The sequence below is a fragment of the Methylobacterium ajmalii genome (genome assembly GCF_016613415.1).
In the GTDB taxonomy this organism is placed as follows: Bacteria; Pseudomonadota; Alphaproteobacteria; order Rhizobiales; family Beijerinckiaceae; genus Methylobacterium; species Methylobacterium ajmalii.
This window is the reverse complement of sequence record NZ_JACWCT010000061.1, coordinates 15473-36792: the sequence shown is the minus strand read 5'-3', so window position 1 is coordinate 36792 and position 21320 is coordinate 15473. Positions and strand designations below refer to the sequence as shown.

The window sequence follows — 21320 nt, the reverse complement described above, 5'->3', positions numbered from 1 at the left end:
TATGACCGATCGCACATGGGACGCGGGTGAACCCGAGATTGCCTGGCACGAGACCGGGGCGGAGGGGCACGAACACGGCGGGGGCGCCACGGTCCTGGGCTTCTGGATCTACCTGATGAGCGACGCGCTCATCTTCGCTTCGCTATTTGCGATGTACGGCGTAGTGAGTACGGGCTACGCCGGCGGGCCTGGTCCGCGCCAGCTCTTCGACCTACCTCTGGTCGCCCTCAACACCGCGCTCCTGCTCGTCTCCTCAATCACCTTTGGGCAGGCCATCCCCCATATGGAGGCGGGAAGGGTCGGTCCGACGCAGGCTTGGCTTGCGGTGACTGGCCTCCTCGGCGCGGCCTTCGTCGGCGTCGAACTCTATGAGTTCTCGCACCTGATCGCGGAGGGGGCGGGCCCGCAACGCAGCGCCTTCCTGTCGGCTTTCTTCACCCTGGTCGGCACGCACGGTGCGCACGTCACCGTCGGACTGATCTGGATCGCGACGATGCTAGTCCAGCTCAGCCAGCACGGACTCAGCGGCGAGATGAGACGTCGGATCATCTGCCTGTCGATGTTCTGGCACTTCCTCGACATCATCTGGATCGGCGTCTTTACCTTCGTCTACCTTCATGGAGTGATTCGGTGAGCTTGCATTCCACCCCCTCCGTGCACGGCGCCTCAGGTGACGCGCGAGGAGACGCGCACGGGCACGGGAGCCGTCGCGGTTACCGCATCGGCGTCGCGCTCTCGATCGGGCTGACGGTCGTGCCGTTCTGGCTCGTGATGTCGCAGGCGCTGTCCGATGCGAGGGTGACGGCAGCGATCATCTTCGCCCTCGCACTGATCCAGATCGTCGTCCACGTGGTCAGCTTCCTCCATCTCGACACGCGCTCTGAGGGCGGCTGGACGCTGCTCGCCTTCCTCTTCACGGCAGTGATCGTGGTGCTGACGATCGGCGGGTCGATCTGGGTCATGTACCATCTCAACGTGAACATGATGCCGACGCCGGACGCCGCGGCGGCGCCAATGCACTGACCACGCCAGGGCCGGATGCAGAGGGTACCTCGGCTTCCCCTCCGTCGGGTGCCGATGCGGCCCGGAAGAGTCTCACAGCCGGGATCGTCTAATGGGATCGCCTCGACTTCTCGCCCCCCTCGCGGATCATTCCGGCCTCGTCGCCGAGGCGGAACTCCATCGCCTCATGGCGCGGCACGCGCACTCGGCTGGCCTATGCGACCACCTCGAAGCCTGCGCGGACGGGCTCCCCACCTGGCCGATCGCGGATGAGGCCGAGCGACTCCGCTCTGCCTTGAACGAATTCATCGGACAGGACGGACCGAGCACCGCCGACCTTGCCGGGATGCTCGGACCTGGCGTTCCCGACGTCCTGACTGATAGCCGACCCAGCGTTGCGCTGCGAAGCTCCAAAATTCCGCACTGGTGAAACCTAGAGTAGGCGTGGCCGCCCTTTCACGACGGCGGCCAAGTTCGTTCTAATGGGACGAATCAGATCGTCACCTGCCGGAGCAGCAACCCCGACGGACGCGTGAGGAGGTTCCCATGTGTCTCACGTTGATGCAGTTGGTAGCGCGGCCTTGGCTAGGCCGGCGCTTTCTCCGCCTGGTACCGTAGCCACACCATTCCGCCTTCGAGCGTCTCGGCGGACATGTGCCGGAGGGCCTGCCCGGCACCGGGCCGCTCTTCGGCCTGGCCCTGGTATCCGAAGATGCTCTCGACGCCGGCGAGGCCGTCGGCCGCCGGGTGGATGAGCACGTTGATCTCGTCGATTAGGCCCGCCTTCAGGAGGGCACCGTTGATGGCCGCGCCCCCTTCCAGCAGGAGAGCCTCGACGCCGAAGGTCTCGCCCAACGCGTCCATGGCATTGGCGAGGTCGCGGCCATCGGGATTGGCCAACAAATAGGATACGCCGTCCTCGCGCAGTTCCGCGAGATACCCGTCGGACACCGCCTCGGACAGAACCGCGACGGCATGGTCGCCGACGTGGTTGTCCTGCCCGTAGTGAACGCGCCCCTCCGGGTCGATGGCGATTGCGAGGTCGCGGTCCTTTTGGTCTCCGACGAACGGCTCGCGCGAGGAGACGCCCGGCCCAGTCACCTGCCGCGGCTTGCCCTTGGAGACCTCCTGCATGGTCACGCGCCCGCACATCCATCCCTGGGCGCCGAAGTGGGCCGCGACCTCGTCGTAGTGCTGCCGGAGCCGCGCCTTATCCACGCCCGATGCCGGGACGGTGAAGCGGCTGGGATGCAGCCGCCCGTTGATTGAGCTCACCATGTGGCAGATGACCTTCGGTCCCATCGGGTCGCGGTTTCCTTTTCGGTCAGTGGACGCGGGTGGCTCACTCGCCCCGGTATTGCGCGTCCGTGACGTGCTCCATCTAATCGACGACTTTGCCGTCGAGCGCCTCCGCGATGTCGACGTGGCTCATGCCGGCTGTGGCCGAGGCGCCGTGCCAGTGCTTTACGCCGGGCGGGATGCGCACCACCTCGCCGGGCCGGATCTCCTGAACCTGGCCGTCCCACTGTTGCAACCGGCCGGCCTCGGCCGTGACGATCAGGGTCTGGCCGAGCGGGTGCGTGTGCCAGGCCGTTCGCGCGCCCGGCTCGAAGGTGACGAGCCCGCCCGACATCAGTGACGGCGGCATCTCCTTCAGAAGCGGGTCGACGCGCACGGAGCCGGTGAACCACTCCGGCGAGCCCTTGGCCGAGGGCTGGGAGCCGCTCCTTTGAACCGTAACCGCCGCGTCCGACGCTCCGGCGGCGGAGGGTTGAACGGTCCCGCCGGCCATCACGCCGGCGAGCACGAGTGACACGAAGCCGACAAAGATGCGCATCTCGGTCGCTCCGCGGTTCACGCGGCGTCGGGCAGCCGAGGGCCGATCCCTGCTCATCGACGGCCTGTGCCGTCGAGCGGCGTGACTCACGCCGCCACGGCCCGCCTCCTGAGCCCGCGCGCATCGACTATCGTGACAGTCCGGGCGCCAGACAGGACGATCACCCCAGCGCCCTTCAGTTTTGTCAGTTGCCGGCTCACCGTTTCGATCGTCATTCCTAGCACGTCCGCCATGTGGCCGCGCGTCATAGGAAGTTCGAACGTCACCGGCTCTTCCAGGCCCGGCCGGCCCGCGGACGTCCCCGCTCTCACGGCCATGTCGAGCAGGAGCTCGGCCACCTTCTCTCCGGCGGAAAGGCGTGCCAGCGTCAGCATGCGCGCGCGGGCTTCGCTCAACGCCTTGAGTGTGCGCTGGAGCAGGAGGTTCCCCATCCGCGCGTGCTGCTCCAGGAAGCGCTCGAACGGGCGTCGCGGGAACGTGCACAGCTCCGCGTCGGTCAGCGCCGTGATGGTGAAGCCGATCTCCGCCGCATAGGGCTCGCCGACGAAGTCCGCCGGGTACGACAGGCCGACGATCTGCTCGCGTCCGTCGGCCGTCGCTGCGACGGCCTTCAGAACACCCGACAGGAGGTTGGCGCAGATCCGGCTGTCTTCACCCGCCCACATCACGGTCTCACCCGCCGCCACGCGGCGCCGCTGGCAGAGGCCAGTCAGGACAAGGCGCTCCTGGTCATTGAGGCAGCGGCATAGCGCACGGTCACGGACGGGGCAGCCCGCGCAGACATCAATCGACACTGGTCCGGTCCTTAAGTCACTGGCGCGGGCTTCCGCTTCGTGCGCGGAGCGCGCGACGCGCTTCATCGGTGGGCGGGGCAAGGCATGGCGCCTGCGCCGGTGCTCGCCGCATCGAGGCGAGCGCTCGGGTCGGGCCGACGGAGAACTCACGACGGGCCGGGCTTCGGCGAGGAAGGCCGGTACGCGCGCGTGGAGGCATTGGGATCTCCGGGATCGACGCCTTCCAGCTGATCCCGCCGACGCTCTGCCTCCTTGATTCAGATCAAGGCGGATGTGTCTCGTACCCGAGGCCCTGCGCCCGTAGGGCGGCTTACTACCCGGCGAGACGCTTGAGCCGGCCCAGGTCGAGCAGGCGGACACCGCCGGGCACGATTAGGATGACCTTCTCGCGGTCGAAGCGCGACAACGTGCGGCTCACCGTCTCGATCGTGAGGCCGAGGTGGTCGGCGATGTCTTGCCGCCCCATCGGCAGTTCCAGCGTCACCGAGGTCAGACCGATCCGGGCGTAGCGCTCGCGCAGGCCGAGCAGGAAGCTCGCGACCTTCTCCTCGGCTCCGCGGCGGCCGAGCAGCATCATCTGGTCCTGCGCGAGGCCGAGTTCGTAGCCCGCTCGCTCATGCAGGCGCTGCAGCAGGTGGGGCTTTCGCGTCACGAGATCCAGGAACGCCCGCCGCTCGAAGCGACAGACGGCAACAGGCGACAACGCCTCGGCGGTCACCGTCTGCCGCTCCGGCAGCGCGAGGCCGAGGAAATCCCCAATGAGGGCGAAGCCCATGACGTGGCGGCGCCCGTCCGGCAGCAGGCGCGAGAGGCGCACCGCCCCTTCAGTGATGTTGAAGACGGCGATCGCCTCTTCGTCCTGCGAAAAGAGGGTTTGGCGCGCATCAAACGCAACGTGCCGGCTGAGCCCTTCGAGTTCATCGAGTTCGTCGCCGGTGAGTGCAGCGCAGACGCTGACAAGGCGGACCCTGCACTCGGCGCAGCCCCCCTCGGTCCGGCCGTGCCGGCACGGGTGCTGGTCTGGCGCGCAAGTCTCGCTCGGCATCAGGCAGCCCCCGGGTTTCCTCATGGAAACGCGAGCTTACCCGATCCTCGACCGGAACGCCTACCTGCCGCCCGTCACCATTCCTATGCGGCTTCCCCGCGCTGGGCACCGCGAGCACCTTTGTCCCGCGACGGTCGCCTCCCGCCGTCACCGGGCTGCTACGCGGTGGACTGCGCCAAAGCCACGAACTCGCAGGCCTTCTTTTTGCGCCCAAGGGGCCGTCTGGCAGGCCAAGCGTCCATGCTATGTCCCGCGCCGTTGTGCTGACGACCGCCCCCGCGATCTGGCGTGACAGGCAGGTCGGGACGGCGCAGTCTGAACATCTCCGCTGCACCCCGGCTTGCCATGCACGTTGCAGCATGGCTGTATGCGCAAGCCGCATTGTCTTTAGCGCCTGACCTGATCCTACAACACTGCAACAAGACGTCTGACAGCTTGAGCGTTCGCGCTCTAGGCGCGTAGGAACTGCCTTTGTGCACATTTAGACAATTTTCAATTTGATTGTACCCGAAGCGGCTTCAGTGTAAAACCGCGCACAATGAAAGAACGGTGTGTGTCTGGGGCCGTGCCGAATTCCTTTACCCCCGAGGAGCTTGAGTCTGAAAACGCACATCTCGATCGTCGTGGCCGCCGGCCGCGCCCAGCCGGGTCCCAAGGATCTACGGGAGAGTGCTCGGTTCGTCGGCGAGTCGTTCAGTGCTAAGGTAGTCTTTCATCACCTCAAGCAGGTGGTGCCGGACGAACATAAGCTCGAACCGTTCAGAGCCTAACCGTCAAAGTTGGCCATGTCTGGTTCTGCACGCAGTACAGGACCGGCCAGAACCAAGTGACGCAGGCTTTTTCTTGCGTCTTGGTCAAATGTTGGCAATTTACGCTTGATCAGCATTTTAGGTAGCAATGGATGATCAACGCACGTAAGCGGTTTGTGGATGCGATAATTGCCGAGATCGTTGAGCAGGAAGGCATGGCCCGGGAGCTGGCTGAGTTTGCCGACCTGATGGAAGGAGACGGTCACCATGCGACGGCAGAGACGCTATGGGGTATGAGTCGTCGCCGCCGGGTCAAAGGCATCGAGCTACGCGGCAACCTAGCAGCTCTCGCAATCGCCGACCACGAAGCCACCGAGGGCGGCGATTAGTGTCTTCGCCTGATGTGACTGACTCGTCGCATCACGCGTGAGAGCGGATCAGCAGGAAATTAATGCGTAAAAAAACGACGATTTTTTAGCCACTTAAAGCTGCAAGGATTGCGTGTAAGGAAATCAAAGCGGACTCCAGCGATCTTCTGCCTGCCTCTCTGCTGGCTTGCTCGCAATGTGAGCGACTCTTAGAGCCGGGGAATTCGAATGTGAAGGAAGTCAGCAGGCAAATAGGGTCTCAATCAGCGATCCGGACGCATATTTTGGATTTTAATATAGAAATTCAATATATGAAAATTACGAATTAATTTGGATTTCGAGGCCTTTTACAACGCGTCGGAGTGAATCTCTGTTATCAACCAGTCGCGAAATGAAATAATGGTCGCGTCTTGCACGTCCTGAGGACGGCAAACCACATAGTAGGCCAATGCACAATCCATGATGGGACCGAATGGGCAGACCAGCCGGCCATCCTCCAGATCCTGCTCAACGAGTGTGGTGCGCCCCAGGGCCACGCCGTTGCCGGTCATCGCCATGCGGTAGGCCGCAGCGGAGTCGTTGATGCGAAGGCCACGCTCGCTATCGGACACATCGAGCCCAGCCGCCAGATGCCAGTCACGCCATGTCCGGAAGGCCGACGTCGAGGCCATCGACGTGTCATGGATGAGCGGGTGATGCTGCAGATCGTCGGGCGTCCGCAGTGCGGGAGCCCCCTCCAGCAGCGCCGGGCTGCACACTGGGAAGAACGCGTCGCGAGCAAAGGGAAAGGCCACCAGGCCTGGCCATACGCCGGCTCCATAGCGAATGCCCACGTCGACGGACTGGCTCGCAAAATCGACGAGCGCCGTGCTCGTATCGATCAGCAGCTCACAGTCGGGGTGTTGCTGGTTGAACGCGTCGAGGCGGTGAAGAAGCCACTTGTCGGCGAACGCACTCGGCACAGTGACGGACAGGACCCGACGCTTCCGAGCCGATCGCAACCTGTCCATGGCTGCGGACAGGCTGGCGAACCCGGATCGCAGGTCGGGGATCACGGCCTTCGCGGCCTCGGTGACGACCAGTCGCGCTGGCCCCGATTGGGCGCGGTGAAACAGCTCGACGCCGAGGCTCTCCTCGAGGCGCCTAACGAGCTGGCCAACGGCGGCTGGCGTGACGTTCAGCTCCTGCGCTGCGAGCGCGAAGCTCTGATGGCGGGCGGCCGCTTCGACCGCGCGCAGCGCGTTGAGGTGGTCAGGGGCTCTCATGCGCTAAACATTATCTATATCGGCGGACGAGATCATCCCGTTTGTGGCGCCCCGCTGCCGCCTCCATAGTCGCCCTCACGGATCGCGCGCTCCGACTTTCCCGAGTTTTCGAAAGTCAGGAGAAGACCCATGAAGCTCAACAACAAGATCGCCCTCGTTACGGGCGGTACATCCGGCATTGGTCTTGCCGCGGTCACGCTGTTTCGGCGCGAGGGAGCCAAGGTCGTCGTGATCGGAACCGATCGGGAGCGATTGAAGCAGGTCGAGACGCAGCTGGGGGAGGACGGCCTCGCCATGGCTGCCAACCTGCGCCGTCCTGGCGAGATCGATCGTGTGATCGAGGCGGTGCAGGATCGCTACGGCCGCGTCGACGTGCTGTTCGCCAATGCGGGCCTGGGCCGAGCCGCTCCCCTGGAGGCGGTCACGGAAGCCGATCTCGATGAACAATTCGAGGTCAACTTCAAGGGCCTGTTCCTCACCATCCAGAAGGCGGTGCCGCTGATCGCCAGAGGCGGCAGCATCGTGCTGACCACCTCCTTCCTGAACACGAAGGGCACACCGGGCCTGTCGATCCTGTCCGCCACCAAAGCAGCGGTGCGCTCGCTGGCTCGCACGCTCGGCGCCGAGCTGGCGCCGCGCGGCATCCGGATCAACGCCGTCAGCCCCGGCCCGATCAGCACGCCCTTTGCCAGCAAGATGGGCTTGAGTGAGCAGGAGCTGAAGGCCTTCGCCGAAGGGGTCGAGGGGCAGGTGCCGCTACAGCGCTTCGGTGAAGCAGACGAAGTGGCGCGGGCCGCTCTGTTCCTCGCCAGTGAAGACAGCTCCTACGTGACTGGCATAGAGATCGTGGTCGACGGCGGCTTGTCCCAGTTCTAAATCTTCTCTGCCAAATAGAGATCTGCTCCTGGCGAGCTCGTGCTCGCCAGAGCATCCGATGTCAACAAAACGACCGTTTCCCTCACAACGCCGAACGAGGACGGCCAATGCGGTCAATCCGAGAGCCCGACAAGCTGACTCTTGTTAGGATAGCGTGTCGGGAAATCAAATGTCAGAAATTCCCCCGTAAGCAGACATTCCTGACACAGCGCGCGCGGGACCGCTTTGGGTCAGCAGCGTGGATTGGAAGCACGGGCAAATGACGTTCAAGGGGATCGGAAGCAACCGTCCGCACGGTCAAGCTGCTTAAGTTTCGACCTTGTGCGTCGACAACATCGGCAGCCTGCAGGCCCTGCACGACGGAAAGCCTTGCGCGACGGAGTTCGCGAGCACTCGGAGAAGCTGTCCACGCATGGCGACAACTCGGCAGGCCGGTCGGCGGCGCTTTTCGGGATCCCGCACCTCGGGGCCCTGCTGTCGTCGGGCGACATCGGCGGCTTGGCCTATCAGGTCCGCGGCGGCGTTCCGATCTCGTTCGACGGTGGGCGGACGTGGACCAACGCGGTCGTCTGGTCGAGCCAGTTCAATGGCTCCGCACCGATCCGCACGAACCCGGACCTCGCGGGGTTCAGGAGCGCGGTGCTCCTGTTCCTCGTCTGAGGGGCCGTACGTGATGTACGTCACGTGTCGAACACCTGCATGGACCAGGCTTTGCCCACCTACGCGGCCACCGCCCGGGTCAGGACCCCGTAGAAATCCCACCTTGCCTCGTAGTGCGTCTCCTCGATGATTAAGGCGAGGACTTCCAGGCGCCATCCCGGGGCCCTGCGCACGAGCGCGGGCGGCTGCCCGGGCTTGAGCGTCACCCACGCGACGTCGGGCTCCTGCAGGGCGGAGGCGACGAAGCCCCGCGGCAGGCTGCCGAAGCGATCGCGGGGGGCCGCGGGCCCGGCACGAGGGGCCCGAGGCGCGTCGTGCGGCGTCCCCGGCGCGCCGGACGCCGCCCGTGATCTCCACGTCGAGGAACGCGGCCGCCTCGTCCGTGACGAACACGAGCGCCGAGGGCGTCCCCTCGTCCGTGCGGCGGGTGGCCTTGTAGACGCGGACGCTGTCCAGGGCGAAGGGCGTGGGCTCGTCGAACACCCCGGGCATCGACTGCACGAGGGCCCGCTGCCCGGCCTCGGCTGCCCCGTTGAGGACGCCGATCGTGCCGTCCGTGAAGGGCCCCTCCACGTACGAATCGGCATCGCGTTTGAAGGCAGCGCGGTCGATGGTGACGTCGATCTTGAGCATGGCGCGAGCCTCGGCCTCGACCCTGCAACCACCAACCCCGGCGTGAGGCTGAGTTCGAGTTTCGCGTTTCAAAGCCTAGGAGTAACGGGGGGAGCAAGAGCGCGAGGCTGAAAGTTCAGCCGTGATGGGATGCTTGTATCGAGGGGTGGCGTGAAGGCGCTGGGATGGTCGGTGGAGTGATGTGGAGTGCAGGTGGAGTTGATGTGCACTCGGGATGAGTGCAGCGGGCAAGGCACAAGGGGCCAGGGGAGATTTAACCGTCGATTGTGGAAAAGCTGCCGAGATTCTTGCGGCGGGACGCCGGCCAGGCACATCTTGGAGGCACACCACGCCACCCCGGAGGCCCCCATGTCGAACCCCGCAGCCCACTTGGCCTCCAACGTCGCCATGCGCGGGGCCACCGTGTTCTCGGCCCTCCAGCTGTCGATCGCCTCCTATCGGGAAGCCGAGGCCCGCCGCCGTCGGGACGGGATCTGCGCGGTCGCGGATCTCCAGATCCGCTTGGAGGAGAGCCGGGCGATCGAAGCGGAGGCTGTCGACGCCGCGGCCGCATTGGACGCGGAGAACGCCCGCTTGCGCCGAGATCTGGCCGCGGCCCGGGCTCACGCAGCTCAGATGGAAGCGACGATCGTTTCCTACGCGGAGCGCAACGGGCTGATCTGAGCGTAGGGTGTCTCCACAAATCAAAGGGCCCGCCGGGGGATGCCGGCGGGCCCTTCTCGTTTGGATTGCTGCCCGGCTCAGCGGGCGTAGGCGCCGAGATCCACGTCCTCCAGCCCGGCGCAGTGGCGCCCAGGTCCCGGGGTCTCTTCGACGGCGCGGGGCAGCGCGGCGGCGGCGGCGGGCTGCACCCGCATCGAGGCCAGGGCCTGCCGCAAGCGAGCCTGGTGATCGGTCGACCGAGGGCACCGGGGGACACCCGGGATGAGGTCGGCGTCCGTGCGGGCCGCGAGGTGGCGCTCGACCTGCTCGGGCGAGGCCGTCACCAGGCGCACCTGCTGGTGGACGTCCAGCGTCTCAAGCCAGCCAGCTAGATGCGCCGGCAACGGGGCCTTCTCGCGCAGGGCAGCGAGCTTCTTGCCCGACAGGTCGGCACACGTCCCGGCGTGCTTCTGCAGGAGGCGATGCACCGGCAGGTCAGCGAGGGTGACACTGGGCGCGGCGACCGAGTAGGCCGGGGCCGAGGACTGCGTGCGGGCGGTGTCGGCCGCTGCGACCTGGGCGGCCAGCTGCGACGGGCTCGCAGGCCGCTGCGGAAGGAGGCCACAGAGGACCCGGCCGACGAAGCCGGCCGCGCCGACCGCCGCCCCGCCGGCGGTCCGGGCGAGTGCCAGCCTTGGCTTGCCGATCGTCGCGTCCAGGCCGCGGCCGACGCCCTCGTCCACCGTGCGGAACCCCTTCCACGCCGCGCGGATGTCAGCCGAGATCAAGTCGGCTCCCTCGTCGACAATGCCGAACAGGCGGCGGATAGCCTTCATGATCATCTTCGCGATTGCCATCAGAAGCGCCATGAGCGCCCGAGCCGCCTTCATCCTTTCAGCGATCTTGTCCATCGATGATCTCCGTATTCTTTGGGGTTGATACTCAGAAGCGGGGGCGGTGGCTCATCGCGTAGCCGGCGTCTTCCAGGATCTGTGCGAGCTCGCTCACACGGGACGGCCCGCCCCCCTTGCCGCCCTTGCCGCTGGCGCCGGCGCCACGCCCGTCGCGCTGCGGCAGAGGCGGCACGGCGGGCAGCCTGAAGGGGCCAAGAGACGTTGAGCCCGCAAGACCGGCGTCGATATGCTTCTGAAGAGCCTGGCTGTTCGATCCGATTACGTCCAGCAGCTGCTGCGTTGAGAGGCTGTCGATCCAGTTCTTCAGCACTGGCGGCAGCGGGCTGATCTTGCTTCGGTCCTCGTGATAAAAGATGACCTTGCGCGCGTGCTCGGCGACGAGCTCGGCGAGAGGGCACGGCACAGCCGCCTTGATCGGCGCCGGCCTTGGGCTCGGCGCTGCCTGGACGACGGCCACCGTCGCCGCAGTCGGGCGGGCTCCCATGCCGATGATCCTCGCCAAGATCGCAAATGCCGACTTCATCTGTCCGCCCCCGTTAGTTAATGGAAGCCGGTTCCATCCCGGCCTCTTCACAAGCAAACTCTTAGACTTTGCAAACCTCAACTTCGCCTAGAGAGCGAGGGCCGGTTCGGGGGTCCATTCGGGCTCCTCAAAGAGCGCGAGACGCTGCGAATCGGTCAGCTGTTTTCTATGCACGTGTAGGATCGCGAGGGCGTGCGCGGCCGCCCCCTGATCGAGCGAAGCTCGCTCGGACAGGGCGTGGCCCGACCAGCACGTAGCCTGGCTCCACCCGGAGCTATTGCGGTCCGACGCCCAGTCCAGATCGAGGGCGGATAGGTGCCGGCAGGCCTGGAGAGCCGCCGCCTGGACCACGGGATCAGCGGCGCGCTCGTACCAGTGAGGGAGCGCCAGCGCGCCCAGGCGGGAGACCGCGCGGGTCGAGTTGCCCACTGCGGTCGTGACGAGGTTGGAGGCGCGCTCGCAGTCCCACTCGCGCCAGGCGTCGCTCGCGAGGAGCGCCTCCGCCTCGGAGAGCTGCCGCCGCAGCTGCCATGCACGAGATCCCACGATCGCCGCGAGATCCCGGCGAATCGGTATCGCGCGCGCGGCGCATCTTGCGACCTCTGCGGCGACGCGCTCTGCCTCGCGCCGGGCCCGCTCGGCGCTCTCGGCTGCCACCGCGGCGAGCGCGGCCTCGACGGCCTGGCGCGCCGGCTCGGCGGAGGCGGGCTCGGGGAGCTGCCAGAAGCATGGGACTAGGCGCTGATCGGCCAGGCGGGTCCACGAATAGCCGCAGGCCTCCAGCTCGGGCTTGGCGCGCTTCCTGGCGGCGGAGAACGCGCTCGCGTCTCCCTCGGCTGTCCACAGGTTCATTTGATGCCCGTAGCGGCGCCCGAGGCCATGGCCGGTCCACGTCAGGCCCAGGGAAAGCGGCGGGGTCTCGTAAAACTTGCTCACAGGGCGGCTTCAGCGCCCAGGGATTTCAGGGTGTCGGTTTCGCAGAGCGCGGGTGTTGCCACTGTTACAAACAGTTGTCGTCACCGATAACCAGCCGTCAAAACTTTACAGAAAATCTGTAACGTTTCGGATGCCTTCGGCATTCTGCGTATGTGCGTATCCGAGCACTTGCAAATGCGGACTTCAAGGGTAATCTATGGCCTCAACAGCCAACGAATGGGGATCCGATGAGCGGAGGAGTTCTGCCTATGCGCGCGGCCACGCCGCGCTTCGTCACGGAGGAGGACGCTGTGGCGCTGCTGCGAGAGCGCGTGGCCGCCGCTGGCACGCAGCGCGCGTTCGCGGCGGCGGCGGGTGTCAACGCGTCTGACCTCGGTCAAGTGCTCGGCGGTCGGAAGGCGCCGTCCCGGACCTTGCTGGCCGCGGTGGGCGTGCGGAAGGCCCTCGTGCTGGAGGATCGCGCCTGTGGTTGAGGATCCGAGGACCACTACTCACGACGATCAGGAGAGTAAGCAGAAGGAGATCGAGCAATCGTTCGATCTCGGCTTCGCGCATGGAGGTTTTGGGGCTCAGACCTGGCCAGCCTGGAATGCCTACGTGAACCGGGACATCCTCGACTTATTCGACGAGGAAGACTGGATAGATCACAGGGATGTTTTGGTTCCACACTTCGAGAGGGTCCGGCAGTCCGCGAAAATGATGCGGTATCCGATTACGGCCGCCAGGAAACTCGGAGAGCTACTTCACCATGCCGTCCGGCTCGGCCTTGTCGTCGAGAATCCGAATGGGCCCCAAGGTCGCGGATGGCGGCTCGTACACCGCGATCCATACTGGATCGTCGATGGGAAGGGCTTCGGCAAGTTTGCGCGTCAGATCCGTGGCCTCCCACCGACGCAACAGATCGTCGAGGACATGTATCAGGCACGGCTGGCGAAGTTGAACGCAACTCTCAATCGCAAGGCTCGCGACAAGGCGGACGATCGGATCACAGCTCTGGTCGCTGCGATACTGGAGGCGGATCCCGACGCGGTGGTGCCGGGACAGTGGACGCATCAACTGAGGAGGCGTCCTTCATTCCTCCCCGCTCTGATGCTCGGCAAGCGCATCGCAGGATGCGCGCCGGTGATACGGGAGGCGCATCACACGGCGGGGTTGGATCGAGGGGCGGTCCAGGAATGGATCAATAGTCTTGAGAGCTTCCTGAGGAACGCCCCGTACAGGCTGCGTGAGAGGGAGCTAAGAGCACGGCTTGACGTCCAGCGCGGCATCCACGCCGAGATCCCCGAGGACGACGCCGACGCCCTGGAGGCCTTGCTGTGAGAAGCCCGAGACCTGATGAAGTAATTCTCCGCAGCGGGCAGGCATTCACCGTGGCCGGCGCCCCTGGCAATGTGACGCTGCGCGCATCGCTCAGAGACAAATACATCTCGGATTGTGGCCTTGGCCGCTACATGACATTCCACGAACCGGGCGATCCCACCGCCGAGCATCGTGGTATGCCGGTCGAGATCGTGAGGGTCTATACAAAGATCCACGGCGGCGTGGCATCCGCGGGCGTGGAGGCCCTCGCGCTGCTGAAGACACTTCCCTCCGCGGAAGCCCCGCTGCCGGACGCACCCCCGGCCCCCGAAGCAGTCCAGGGCGGCGGGGAGGCCGCCCGCGGCCGCCCTTTCTTCCCGCGGTGGCCAAGCCTGCCCCCGCCGCGGCCGCTGACTGGCCGCGCCGGCTGGTGGACGACTTCGCCGAGGCCGTGATCGCCGCCCGCCGGTTGGCCGCCGAGGCGCGAGGGCCCTTCTTCGTAGCCGGGAAGCCGGTTGAGGGCCTGGCCGCAGGGAAACAGTTGGGTCTCCGGATGTCAGGGTGCGCCGGCGGCGCGGCGCGCCTAATCCTCGTGACGCATCCTAAGTTCGCGGATCACCCCCTTCTCGAAGAAGGGATCCGCCTGCGGGAGGAGCTCCAAGCGCGCTTCGAGGAGCTCTTAGTCGAGTACCGCGCACTCAGGCGCCAGGCGGTCCGGATCAACTGGCGCTGACACCGCCAAGGTGCGGCAACTTTGCCTCCGGAATTCCATCTCATCAGTACCTACTATTAGGGACCGATTGGCGCTGCCGACCTCTGCCGTGCTGGGTCCGACCCCAGGCGATCTCCCCCCTTGAAAGCTAGTCCCATGAACGCGCGCGCCCCCACTACGCCCACCGTCTCGTTCAGCCTCGTGGATCATCCGGACGACGAGATCGCCGCCCTCCTGCAGGACTTGATTGACGCCTGCCCGCCGGCGACTGAGCCTGAGCTTTCTGAGGTCGCTCTGGCTTCCGCTCGCGTCGGTGAGAGCGCGGCGCTCCTACGCTGCCTCCTCGATCGTGCGGCCGGTGGCGCGAACATCGCGAACGAGATCTGCGTCGCCAAGGTCCGATTGGATCACGACAGGGCCCGTCTGGCCGGTCTCGTCGACATCGAGCAGATCGGCAGCCTGGATGGCAGGCCCTACGCCCTGGCGCCGGCGTGGGGGTGCTTCAAGGTCGACGTCTATCGGGGCGTCGAGGACGAGCCGGCCTTCCGGATCCCGCACGGGCTTGGCCGGACCGCGGTACTCGCGGCCCTTGACGCGCACGCTGCCGGTTACGACGCCGGCCACCGCGCCGGAGGGAACTACGTCCGCTCGCAGCTCAACGACATCCTTCGCCTGCGCTGACCCGCCCAGGCCGGGTCCGACCCCCGGCTTCCCCATCCACCTAGATCCCCCCGGAGCCCCCCATAAGATCCATTCGTCGCCTGGGCGTCGAGGCCGATTTCGGCAGCCTCGAAGCCTACCGGACCCACGTCGTCCAGCAGCATGCCGACTGCGCGGCCCGCCTCCGCGCCGCCGTCAACGAAACCGACCAGGCCGCCGCGCTGGTGTGGACGTTCGCGGATCTGGGCCTCGATCTGAAGTGGGTCAACGCCGAGCTCGCGCGGGACGCCGCGTGATGGATCCGGAAACCCTGGCCGAGGCCGGCCGCCTCCTCATCGGGTAGGGCTGGAAGCTGCGGATGGCCAGCCTTCTGGGCCCCTACCACCCCGAGGGCGCCCGGGAGCGATTGGATCCCAGGTTGGTGCGCCGCTGGGCAGTTGGTGACCGACCCGGGGGGCGCCCGATCCCGCCGTGGGTCGGCCCGGTCCTCGCCGCCCTGCTGGAGGAGCGGGCCAAGCAGCTCGCCCGCGACGCCAAGGCCGCCGGCTTCCTCGCTCAATACCTGAAGAATGGGGGTCGCCGTGGCTAAGATCTTTCACCACCCCGATCAAGTAACGTTCTGAGAAATACTGGGCGTTGAGCCCGTCGAGATGAAGGCCCCGTCGCGCGAGCTTCCCTTGATCGCGGCGAGCCAGCCCGTCCCGGAGACGGCGTCTTTTCCCGTCGCTCTCACGCCGGAGGAGATCGTCGAGGTCGAGCGCGAGACGGAGCCCAAGGTCGGCGCGGCCCCTGCGCTGGGTCCCGACGCGCCAGGCGTGGAGCGTGCCCTGCTTGGCACGCTTCGAGGGCGTGATCGACCCGCCGCCCCCCCTGACGCTGAAGCGCCGGGAGCTGAAGCGGGAGCGCGCACGCACCAGCCAAGAAGCTCTCGGCAAACTCGTCGAGGTCGGGGTGACAACGCCGTTCCTGCACAGCCTGGGCGGTGCCTTTCGGGATGAGACGGCGCCCTACACGCCTCGCTCGCTGGCGTTCCCTGTTAGCCTCGTCGAGATCGACGGCGCGTTGCGTCTGCTCCTCTCCACGCCGGCAACGGGCGACCTGCCGTTCGTGAAACGCATCGAGGAGGTCACCGGCCTGCGTGCCGAGTGGCTGTCGAGCGCGCGCAGCCATTACACCCTCGGCCAGTGGCATCACGCCGTCGACCTCGCCGACGACGCTGGATGGCAGCGCCTTGCGGCCTCGATGGAGCACACGACGCCCGAGGACGTCGCCCGCGCGGTCGGGTACCACGTCGTCTCCGGTCAGCTGTCCGTCGAGAACGGGCGCGCCCTGCTGGAAGCGGTCTGCGAGGACGAGCCAGCCGATCGCAGCGAAGCCGAGCTAGTGGCAATGCGGCCGGGATCCGGGCCGGGGCCGTGCATGTCTCCTTCCGGATGGGGGGCGGTCCACGCGGTCGAGGACGGCTGGCTCATCGTCGATAAGAAGCGGCGTGAGGCCCGCTTCACCGAGAAAGCACGGCTACGCCTCGCACTCGACCTGCCTAGCCCTCGTCCAGGCGCTCGCACACCACCGCCCCATACGTCGACCCGTCGGGGCAGTCCCCCAGCCGCGCCCGCCTGAACCGGGGCCTGACGCAGCACGCCCAGTAATCGATGGTCACCGGCGGTCGGGGGTCACCCAGCCGCCGGCAAGCGTTCGCCTCCGCCGCGCGGCGCTCTGCCTCCTGCCGGGTGATCGCCAGGTTCATGCGCCGGCAGGTCAGGCAGGTCACCGCACCCGCCGGCGGCTCCGAGTAGGAGTAGCCGGGCTTCACGATCAGGCCGCCTCGGCCAGGGCCGCCACCACCGCCGGGGCGCCCGCCCGCGCCGCGTCGGCCGTCATGGCCTCCAGGATCTCGGCCAGCCGCACGGGCCGCCAGTCCCAGCAGTCGACCCCGACGTCCAGGCTCCTCCCGCAGCCGGGCAAGCTCCCGTGGGAGTGGCCGTAGAGGTGCAGGGCGCCGTGATGGATGCGGTTCCAAGTGCGCTGAGCATAGTGGTCGAGCACCAGCCGGCGTCCCTCCACGACCGGCTCCGCGCGCTCGTGTTGGTCGTACCAGGGCAGGCTCGTCGTCCGCGACGCGTCGTGGTTGCCCCGCACCAGGCGCTTGCGGCCGTTCAGCCTGTCGAACACCGCCCGGCAGTGCGCGGCCGATGCGCCATAGGCGAAGTCGCCGAGGTGCCAGACCTCGTCGTCCGGCCTCACGCGGTTGTTCCAGGCGCCGATCAAGGCTTCGTCGTGCTCCTCGATCGAGGCGAACGGCCTGGGCTTCTGCATCCGCGAGGACAGGATCCCGCCGTGCCCGAAGTGAGAATCGCTGGTGAAGTAGGTCTTCATCGGGGCATGCCCCCTCATCGAACAGAGAACGCGGGCCGCGCGGGGATCCCAGCGGCGGGTGGCTGGCTCAGGCCAGGCGGCGTTTCCGTTTGAGGGTCATGACTGGCGGCTCCCGATGAGGGCGCAGGATCCGCGATTTGGTGTGTGCCGGCAAGGGCCGATTGAGGGCGTGGTTAGGGTTTCCCTGGCCGGCGGATACAACGGGCTGGAGGGGCCTGCGTTGTATCCCCGTTGTATCCCGCCCATTCAGGGGTGGCGCGAGATGGTTGAGGAACCACCTGCAAGCGCCTGTAATGACTAGAGAAAATGAGTGGAGCGGGCGATCGGGATCGAACCGACGACATTCAGCTTGGGAAGCTGACGTTCTACCACTGAACTACGCCCGCAGCGGGGTCCGTCATACGGGCTCGCCCCGGCGCTGTCCACCCCGAAATGGCGACGCTCTAGCGGGGGGCCTGGGCGGCGGTCGGGTCGCCGCCGCCGGCGCCGAAGAGCTTGCGCAGGAAGCCCGGGGCGATCGCCGAGAGCGGGTTGACGCTGATGTTGGGGGCGCTCATCGCGCCGGCGACCCGGAAGTTGATCGCGAACAGGCCCTCGTTGTGGCCGCCGCCCAGGATCGGGCCGAAGATCGGCACCTGGGACACCACGTTGTTGAGGCCGTAGAGCGGCACGAAGGTGCCGGCGATGTCGGTGCGGTCCTTGGCGGTGTCGATCCAGCCGCCGAGGGTGAAGCCCATCGCCGGGCCGGAGATCGCGGCCTCCGCGAAGGCGACGCGGGTGCCGTTGCGCTGGAAGGCGGCGCGCAGCCGGTCGAAGCCGACGTCGTTGGCGTCGCTGCGCCGGTCGGCGCCCTCCTCGCCCTGGGCCATGATCCGGCCGAGCGCCGGCTCGTTGCGCAGGGCGAAGGAGCGGATCTGGACGAGGCCCGATTGCGGCCCGTCGTTCAGGCCCATCTGCAGCGACAGGAAGCCGCCCTGCATGCGCTTGTAGATGTCGAGGAAGCGCAGCGCCGCGCCGGCGTCGCTGGTCTCGGCGTTGAGCACCGGCGGGCCGGAGCGGTCGGCCTTCGCCACCTCGAGGCTCACCCCGGCCGAGCGCAGGCGACCCTGGATCCGCGCCTGGCGCAGGTCGTCGCCGCGCAGCGACAGCTTCAGGCTGGCGTTGGTCAGGGCCTCGTCGTTGAATCCGGTGAGGATCGCGAAGCTGAGGTCGGCCTCGACGTCGCGGGAATTGGCGTCCCGCCCGCCCTTGCGCGGCGGCGCCGTCATGGCGCGCAGGAACGGCCGGGCATCGGCGACGCCGCCCTTGGCGGTGATCCGGTAGCCGTTGCCGCTGCGCTCGACCTGGGCGCGGATGTCGTCGCCCGGCGAGAGCTTGAGGCTCGTGAGGTCGGCCCGCTCGAACCCGCCCTCGCCGTTCAGGAAGGCGCTGCCGCGCAGCTGGACCTGGCCGGATTCGAGCACGATGTCGCGCAGCTCGCTGCCCTGCGGGGTCTCGGTGAGGGCGAGGGTCAAGCGGCCGGGACGGCCGGCGGCCTTGGTCCAGCCCGGCACGAGCCCGTCGACGCTCGCCCGGGCGAGATCGGCTTCGATCCGGACCGGATTCTTGCCCGGACGGCCGAACGGCACGACGACGCGGGCATTGATCGGCCCGGCGAGCTGGGGCGCCGTCGGCAGGCCCTTGCGGGCGCGGGTCGCGTCGTCGAGGGCGAGCGTCACCACCGCCTCGCCGGGGGCGCCGGCCTTGGCCTGGTGCAGGTCGACGGTGAGCGGCGCCCCGGCGAGGCGCCCGTCGCCCTTCAGGCTGAAGCCGTTCCGGTCGTAGGCGAGCGCGAAGCGGCCGTTCTCGAGCCGCTCTTTGCCGACGATGCGGTCGGCGACGATGTCGGTGAGGCTGCCGCTCAGCGTCACCGGCAGGTCGGCGATGTCGGGTACCGCCTCGAGGGAGAGCGGGAAGTCGACGCGCAGGTCGGCCTGGCCGCGCAAGGACGCGGGGTCGATCTCGGCGCCGGCGAGGGACCGAAAGAGCTTGGTCTGGAGCAGCGAGGCGAGCGCGTCGGCGCCACCCGTCAGGCGCAGCCCGATCTGGGCCGAGACGTCGTGGGGCACCGCGTCCTTGATGACGAAGGAGCCGTCCTGGAGGGCGAGCGCGCGCCCGTCCGGCATCCGGATCTCCGCGGTGGCGCCGCGGATCGTGGTGTTGCGCCCGGTGACGAGTCCGGACACCCGCGCACGGGAGAGCGGCGGCGCCTCGGACGAGATCGTCAGGCCGCCCTCGCTCACCGCGAAGGCGATCCGCACCGCCTGGTCGGGCATCGGCTCGCCGCGGGTGGCGGCGGCGAACTCGGCCATGCTCATGTCGACCAGGATGTCGAGGCTGTCGAGCCGCCCGGTACGCAGGTTGTCGACGAGGTAGGCGCGGATCGGCGGCGCGACGTTCTCGGGCCAGAGCCGCAGGGCGGCGCGGCCGTCGGTGCGCTCGGCGGTGATGCGCAGGGTGAGGCCGCCGTCGTCGGCCTTGGTGCCGAGCGTGCCGCTGACCGTGCCGCGCACGCTCTCGCCTGTCAGCGTCAGCCCGTCGATCTGCACGCCGCCGTCGCGGCCGGTGAGGCGGGCATCGACCTTGGCGATCCTGACCGGGGCGTCGCCCGGGGCGGCGCCGCGCAGGACCGCGTCGGTGCCCGAGAGCGCGGCGGTCCAGCCGGGCCCGCCGTCGGGCGCCGCCGCCCAGGTGCCGGCGAGCCGCACCCGGTTGCCGCCGCCGCGATAGTCGAGGGACTCGACCGCCAGCGTCCGGCGGGCCTCGTCCCAGGCGCCGTCGACCGTCACCGCCTCGATCGTCACCGGGTTGAAGTCCTTCTCCTCGATCAGCAGGTTGCCCTCGCTGGTGGCGAGCCGGAAGGTCATGCCGTCGAGGCGCGCGCCGTGCATCGCCACCTGGGCGCGGCCGGAGAGCTTCAGGTCGGTGGTGAGCGGCAGGCGCGACTGGCCCGACAGCAGCAGCAGGTCGGGCGCGGGCAGGTCGTCGAGGGTGAGGACGCCGTGGCGGCCGCCGTCGGGCGCCTCCTCGACGTCGCCGCCGAAGCGCCAGGCCCCGTGCGGGCCGACGATGCGCATCTCGAACACCCGGGCCGGCCGGGTCGCGTCGCGGCTGAACAGGCCGTCGACCCGTGGAAACACCACCCGCTCGGCGCCGGATTCGTCGAGCAGCGTCAGGCGGGCATTGGTCAGGCGGGCCCGGTCGAGGCTGCCGATGACCCCGGACGGGTCGAGCACCACGCTCAGGATCGACGCCACCGTGGCGGAGACCGGCGAGACGGTGCCGCGGGCGGCCACCACCGCCGGCGGGGTGTGGGGCTTGGCCTCGGCCGGGTCGTTGGAGGCCGCGAAGGCGATCGAGCCGTCGTGGTGGAGGAGCGCGCGTAATTGCAGGTCGCGGAACTCGACCGAGCGGGCCTGGACCGAGAGGCCGAACAGCGACCACAGGTCGATGGCGACGACCGCGAGCGGCGCCCGCACCACGAGGTCGCCCTCCGGGTTGCGGATGTCGAGGCCGGTGGTGCGCAGCGCCAGCGCGCCGTCGCGGTCGATCTCGATGGCGCTGTCGTGCAGGCTCGCGGTCCAGCCCGGGCCGAGGCGCTCGGCGATGCCCGCCGCCACCCGGGGCTCGAGCCAGGCGAAGCTCATCGGCCCGCTGGCAAGACGCAGGTAGGCGAGGCCGAGCCCCGTCAGGAGGAGGAGAACGGCCGCGAGCTTCAGGAACAGCACGCCGCGGATGCAGGTCCGCAGGAACGAGCGGCGCAGCTTGGCCGGCACGGCGCAGGCCGTCTCGACCGCATTCTCCCCCTGGGGCGTGGCGTCTCCTGGTGTCGCTCGACCTGTCGTCACGCGTGCGCCGCCACTCCGGGCGCCCGCGGGCGCCGCCGTTTGAGGGACCCTTGGGCCGGAGTCCGCGCTCCGGGCGCCCGAGGCCCACCGCCAATGATTGCCCGATCCGGTGACCGGAGGGTAACGTCCCGCCGCTAAAGCC

Annotated in this window: 22 protein-coding genes and 1 tRNA gene; 12 read left to right on the top strand and 11 right to left on the bottom strand. The window is 67.8% G+C overall.

What is annotated here, in order from left to right:
• The first annotated feature begins 1 nt into the window (after position 1).
• Positions 2-634 carry a cytochrome o ubiquinol oxidase subunit III gene (gene cyoC, locus HPY23_RS11330; RefSeq protein ID WP_099954371.1) on the top strand — a complete coding sequence of 211 codons (633 nt, stop codon included), beginning with the start codon at positions 2-4 and terminating at the stop codon, positions 632-634.
• Between the two features lie 2 nt (positions 635-636).
• Positions 637-1023 (top strand): cytochrome o ubiquinol oxidase subunit IV, encoded by a 387-nt coding sequence (gene cyoD, locus HPY23_RS11325; RefSeq protein WP_210344376.1) that lies wholly within the window; start codon positions 637-639, stop codon positions 1021-1023.
• Positions 1024-1587: 564 nt separating this feature from the next.
• On the opposite strand, the gene HPY23_RS11320 is transcribed toward cyoD, so the two are convergent.
• The 4 genes from HPY23_RS11320 to HPY23_RS11305 all read right to left on the bottom strand — a co-directional run bounded on the left by HPY23_RS11320 (position 1588) and on the right by HPY23_RS11305 (position 4678).
• Positions 1588-2304: a dihydrofolate reductase family protein gene (locus HPY23_RS11320; protein WP_099954370.1), complete on the bottom strand. Its 717-nt coding sequence runs from the start codon at positions 2302-2304 to the stop codon at positions 1588-1590.
• A 79-nt stretch (positions 2305-2383) separates the two neighbouring features.
• Positions 2384-2839: a (R)-mandelonitrile lyase gene (locus HPY23_RS11315; protein ID WP_099954369.1), complete on the bottom strand. Its 456-nt coding sequence runs from the start codon at positions 2837-2839 to the stop codon at positions 2384-2386.
• A gap of 86 nt (positions 2840-2925) precedes the next feature.
• Entirely contained in the window at positions 2926-3633 is a 708-nt protein-coding gene (locus tag HPY23_RS11310; protein WP_200601654.1) for a Crp/Fnr family transcriptional regulator, read from the bottom strand.
• A gap of 313 nt (positions 3634-3946) precedes the next feature.
• Positions 3947-4678 (bottom strand): Crp/Fnr family transcriptional regulator, encoded by a 732-nt coding sequence (locus HPY23_RS11305; RefSeq protein WP_099954367.1) that lies wholly within the window; start codon positions 4676-4678, stop codon positions 3947-3949.
• Between the two features lie 901 nt (positions 4679-5579).
• On the opposite strand from HPY23_RS11305, the gene HPY23_RS11300 reads away from it, so the two are divergent.
• Positions 5580-5816 (top strand): hypothetical protein, encoded by a 237-nt coding sequence (locus tag HPY23_RS11300; protein ID WP_099954366.1) that lies wholly within the window; start codon positions 5580-5582, stop codon positions 5814-5816.
• A gap of 326 nt (positions 5817-6142) precedes the next feature.
• Here the strand turns inward: HPY23_RS11300 and gcvA are convergent, their stop codons facing one another.
• Complete coding sequence (gene gcvA / locus HPY23_RS11295) at positions 6143-7060, bottom strand: transcriptional regulator GcvA (protein ID WP_099954365.1); 918 nt, start codon at positions 7058-7060, stop codon at positions 6143-6145.
• A 129-nt stretch (positions 7061-7189) separates the two neighbouring features.
• Here gcvA and HPY23_RS11290 point away from each other — a divergent pair, with 129 nt between their 5' ends.
• From HPY23_RS11290 to HPY23_RS11280, 3 genes are all read left to right on the top strand, one after another.
• Complete coding sequence (locus tag HPY23_RS11290) at positions 7190-7936, top strand: SDR family oxidoreductase (protein ID WP_099954364.1); 747 nt, start codon at positions 7190-7192, stop codon at positions 7934-7936.
• A gap of 369 nt (positions 7937-8305) precedes the next feature.
• Entirely contained in the window at positions 8306-8596 is a 291-nt protein-coding gene (locus tag HPY23_RS11285; protein WP_099954363.1) for a hypothetical protein, read from the top strand.
• A gap of 981 nt (positions 8597-9577) precedes the next feature.
• Positions 9578-9892, top strand: coding sequence for a hypothetical protein (locus tag HPY23_RS11280; RefSeq protein ID WP_099954362.1), 315 nt, complete (start codon positions 9578-9580; stop codon positions 9890-9892).
• 77 nt (positions 9893-9969) lie between these two features.
• Here the strand turns inward: HPY23_RS11280 and HPY23_RS11275 are convergent, their stop codons facing one another.
• From HPY23_RS11275 to HPY23_RS11265, 3 genes are all read right to left on the bottom strand, one after another.
• A complete protein-coding gene (locus HPY23_RS11275; RefSeq protein WP_099954361.1) occupies positions 9970-10782 on the bottom strand; it encodes a hypothetical protein in 813 nt (270 codons plus the stop codon).
• A gap of 31 nt (positions 10783-10813) precedes the next feature.
• Positions 10814-11308: a hypothetical protein gene (locus HPY23_RS11270; protein WP_099954360.1), complete on the bottom strand. Its 495-nt coding sequence runs from the start codon at positions 11306-11308 to the stop codon at positions 10814-10816.
• 87 nt (positions 11309-11395) lie between these two features.
• Positions 11396-12244: a hypothetical protein gene (locus HPY23_RS11265; protein WP_099954359.1), complete on the bottom strand. Its 849-nt coding sequence runs from the start codon at positions 12242-12244 to the stop codon at positions 11396-11398.
• Between the two features lie 248 nt (positions 12245-12492).
• Between HPY23_RS11265 and HPY23_RS11260 the strand changes: the two genes are divergently transcribed.
• The 6 genes from HPY23_RS11260 to HPY23_RS11235 all read left to right on the top strand — a co-directional run bounded on the left by HPY23_RS11260 (position 12493) and on the right by HPY23_RS11235 (position 16535).
• The gene (locus HPY23_RS11260; protein ID WP_210344379.1) at positions 12493-12717 is read left to right on the top strand and encodes a transcriptional regulator; all 225 of its coding nucleotides are present in this window, start codon (positions 12493-12495) and stop codon (positions 12715-12717) included.
• Positions 12710-13564 (top strand): hypothetical protein, encoded by an 855-nt coding sequence (locus HPY23_RS11255; RefSeq protein ID WP_099954358.1) that lies wholly within the window; start codon positions 12710-12712, stop codon positions 13562-13564. The genes HPY23_RS11260 and HPY23_RS11255 overlap by 8 nt, the downstream gene beginning before the upstream one ends.
• Before the next feature lie 409 nt (positions 13565-13973).
• Positions 13974-14276 carry a hypothetical protein gene (locus HPY23_RS11250; protein WP_123834328.1) on the top strand — a complete coding sequence of 101 codons (303 nt, stop codon included), beginning with the start codon at positions 13974-13976 and terminating at the stop codon, positions 14274-14276.
• A 135-nt stretch (positions 14277-14411) separates the two neighbouring features.
• The gene (locus tag HPY23_RS11245) at positions 14412-14936 is read left to right on the top strand and encodes a hypothetical protein (protein ID WP_099954356.1); all 525 of its coding nucleotides are present in this window, start codon (positions 14412-14414) and stop codon (positions 14934-14936) included.
• A gap of 337 nt (positions 14937-15273) precedes the next feature.
• Positions 15274-15504 carry a hypothetical protein gene (locus tag HPY23_RS11240; RefSeq protein ID WP_236012595.1) on the top strand — a complete coding sequence of 77 codons (231 nt, stop codon included), beginning with the start codon at positions 15274-15276 and terminating at the stop codon, positions 15502-15504.
• 242 nt (positions 15505-15746) lie between these two features.
• Positions 15747-16535 carry a hypothetical protein gene (locus HPY23_RS11235; RefSeq protein WP_099954355.1) on the top strand — a complete coding sequence of 263 codons (789 nt, stop codon included), beginning with the start codon at positions 15747-15749 and terminating at the stop codon, positions 16533-16535.
• Positions 16536-16730: 195 nt separating this feature from the next.
• Here HPY23_RS11235 and HPY23_RS11230 read toward each other — a convergent pair whose 3' ends face one another.
• The 3 genes from HPY23_RS11230 to HPY23_RS11220 all read right to left on the bottom strand — a co-directional run bounded on the left by HPY23_RS11230 (position 16731) and on the right by HPY23_RS11220 (position 21058).
• Positions 16731-17291 carry a metallophosphoesterase family protein gene (locus HPY23_RS11230; protein ID WP_099954353.1) on the bottom strand — a complete coding sequence of 187 codons (561 nt, stop codon included), beginning with the start codon at positions 17289-17291 and terminating at the stop codon, positions 16731-16733.
• A gap of 311 nt (positions 17292-17602) precedes the next feature.
• A tRNA-Gly gene (locus tag HPY23_RS11225) sits at positions 17603-17677 on the bottom strand.
• 57 nt (positions 17678-17734) lie between these two features.
• Entirely contained in the window at positions 17735-21058 is a 3324-nt protein-coding gene (locus HPY23_RS11220; protein WP_091882133.1) for a YhdP family protein, read from the bottom strand.
• Positions 21059-21320 lie beyond the last annotated feature (262 nt).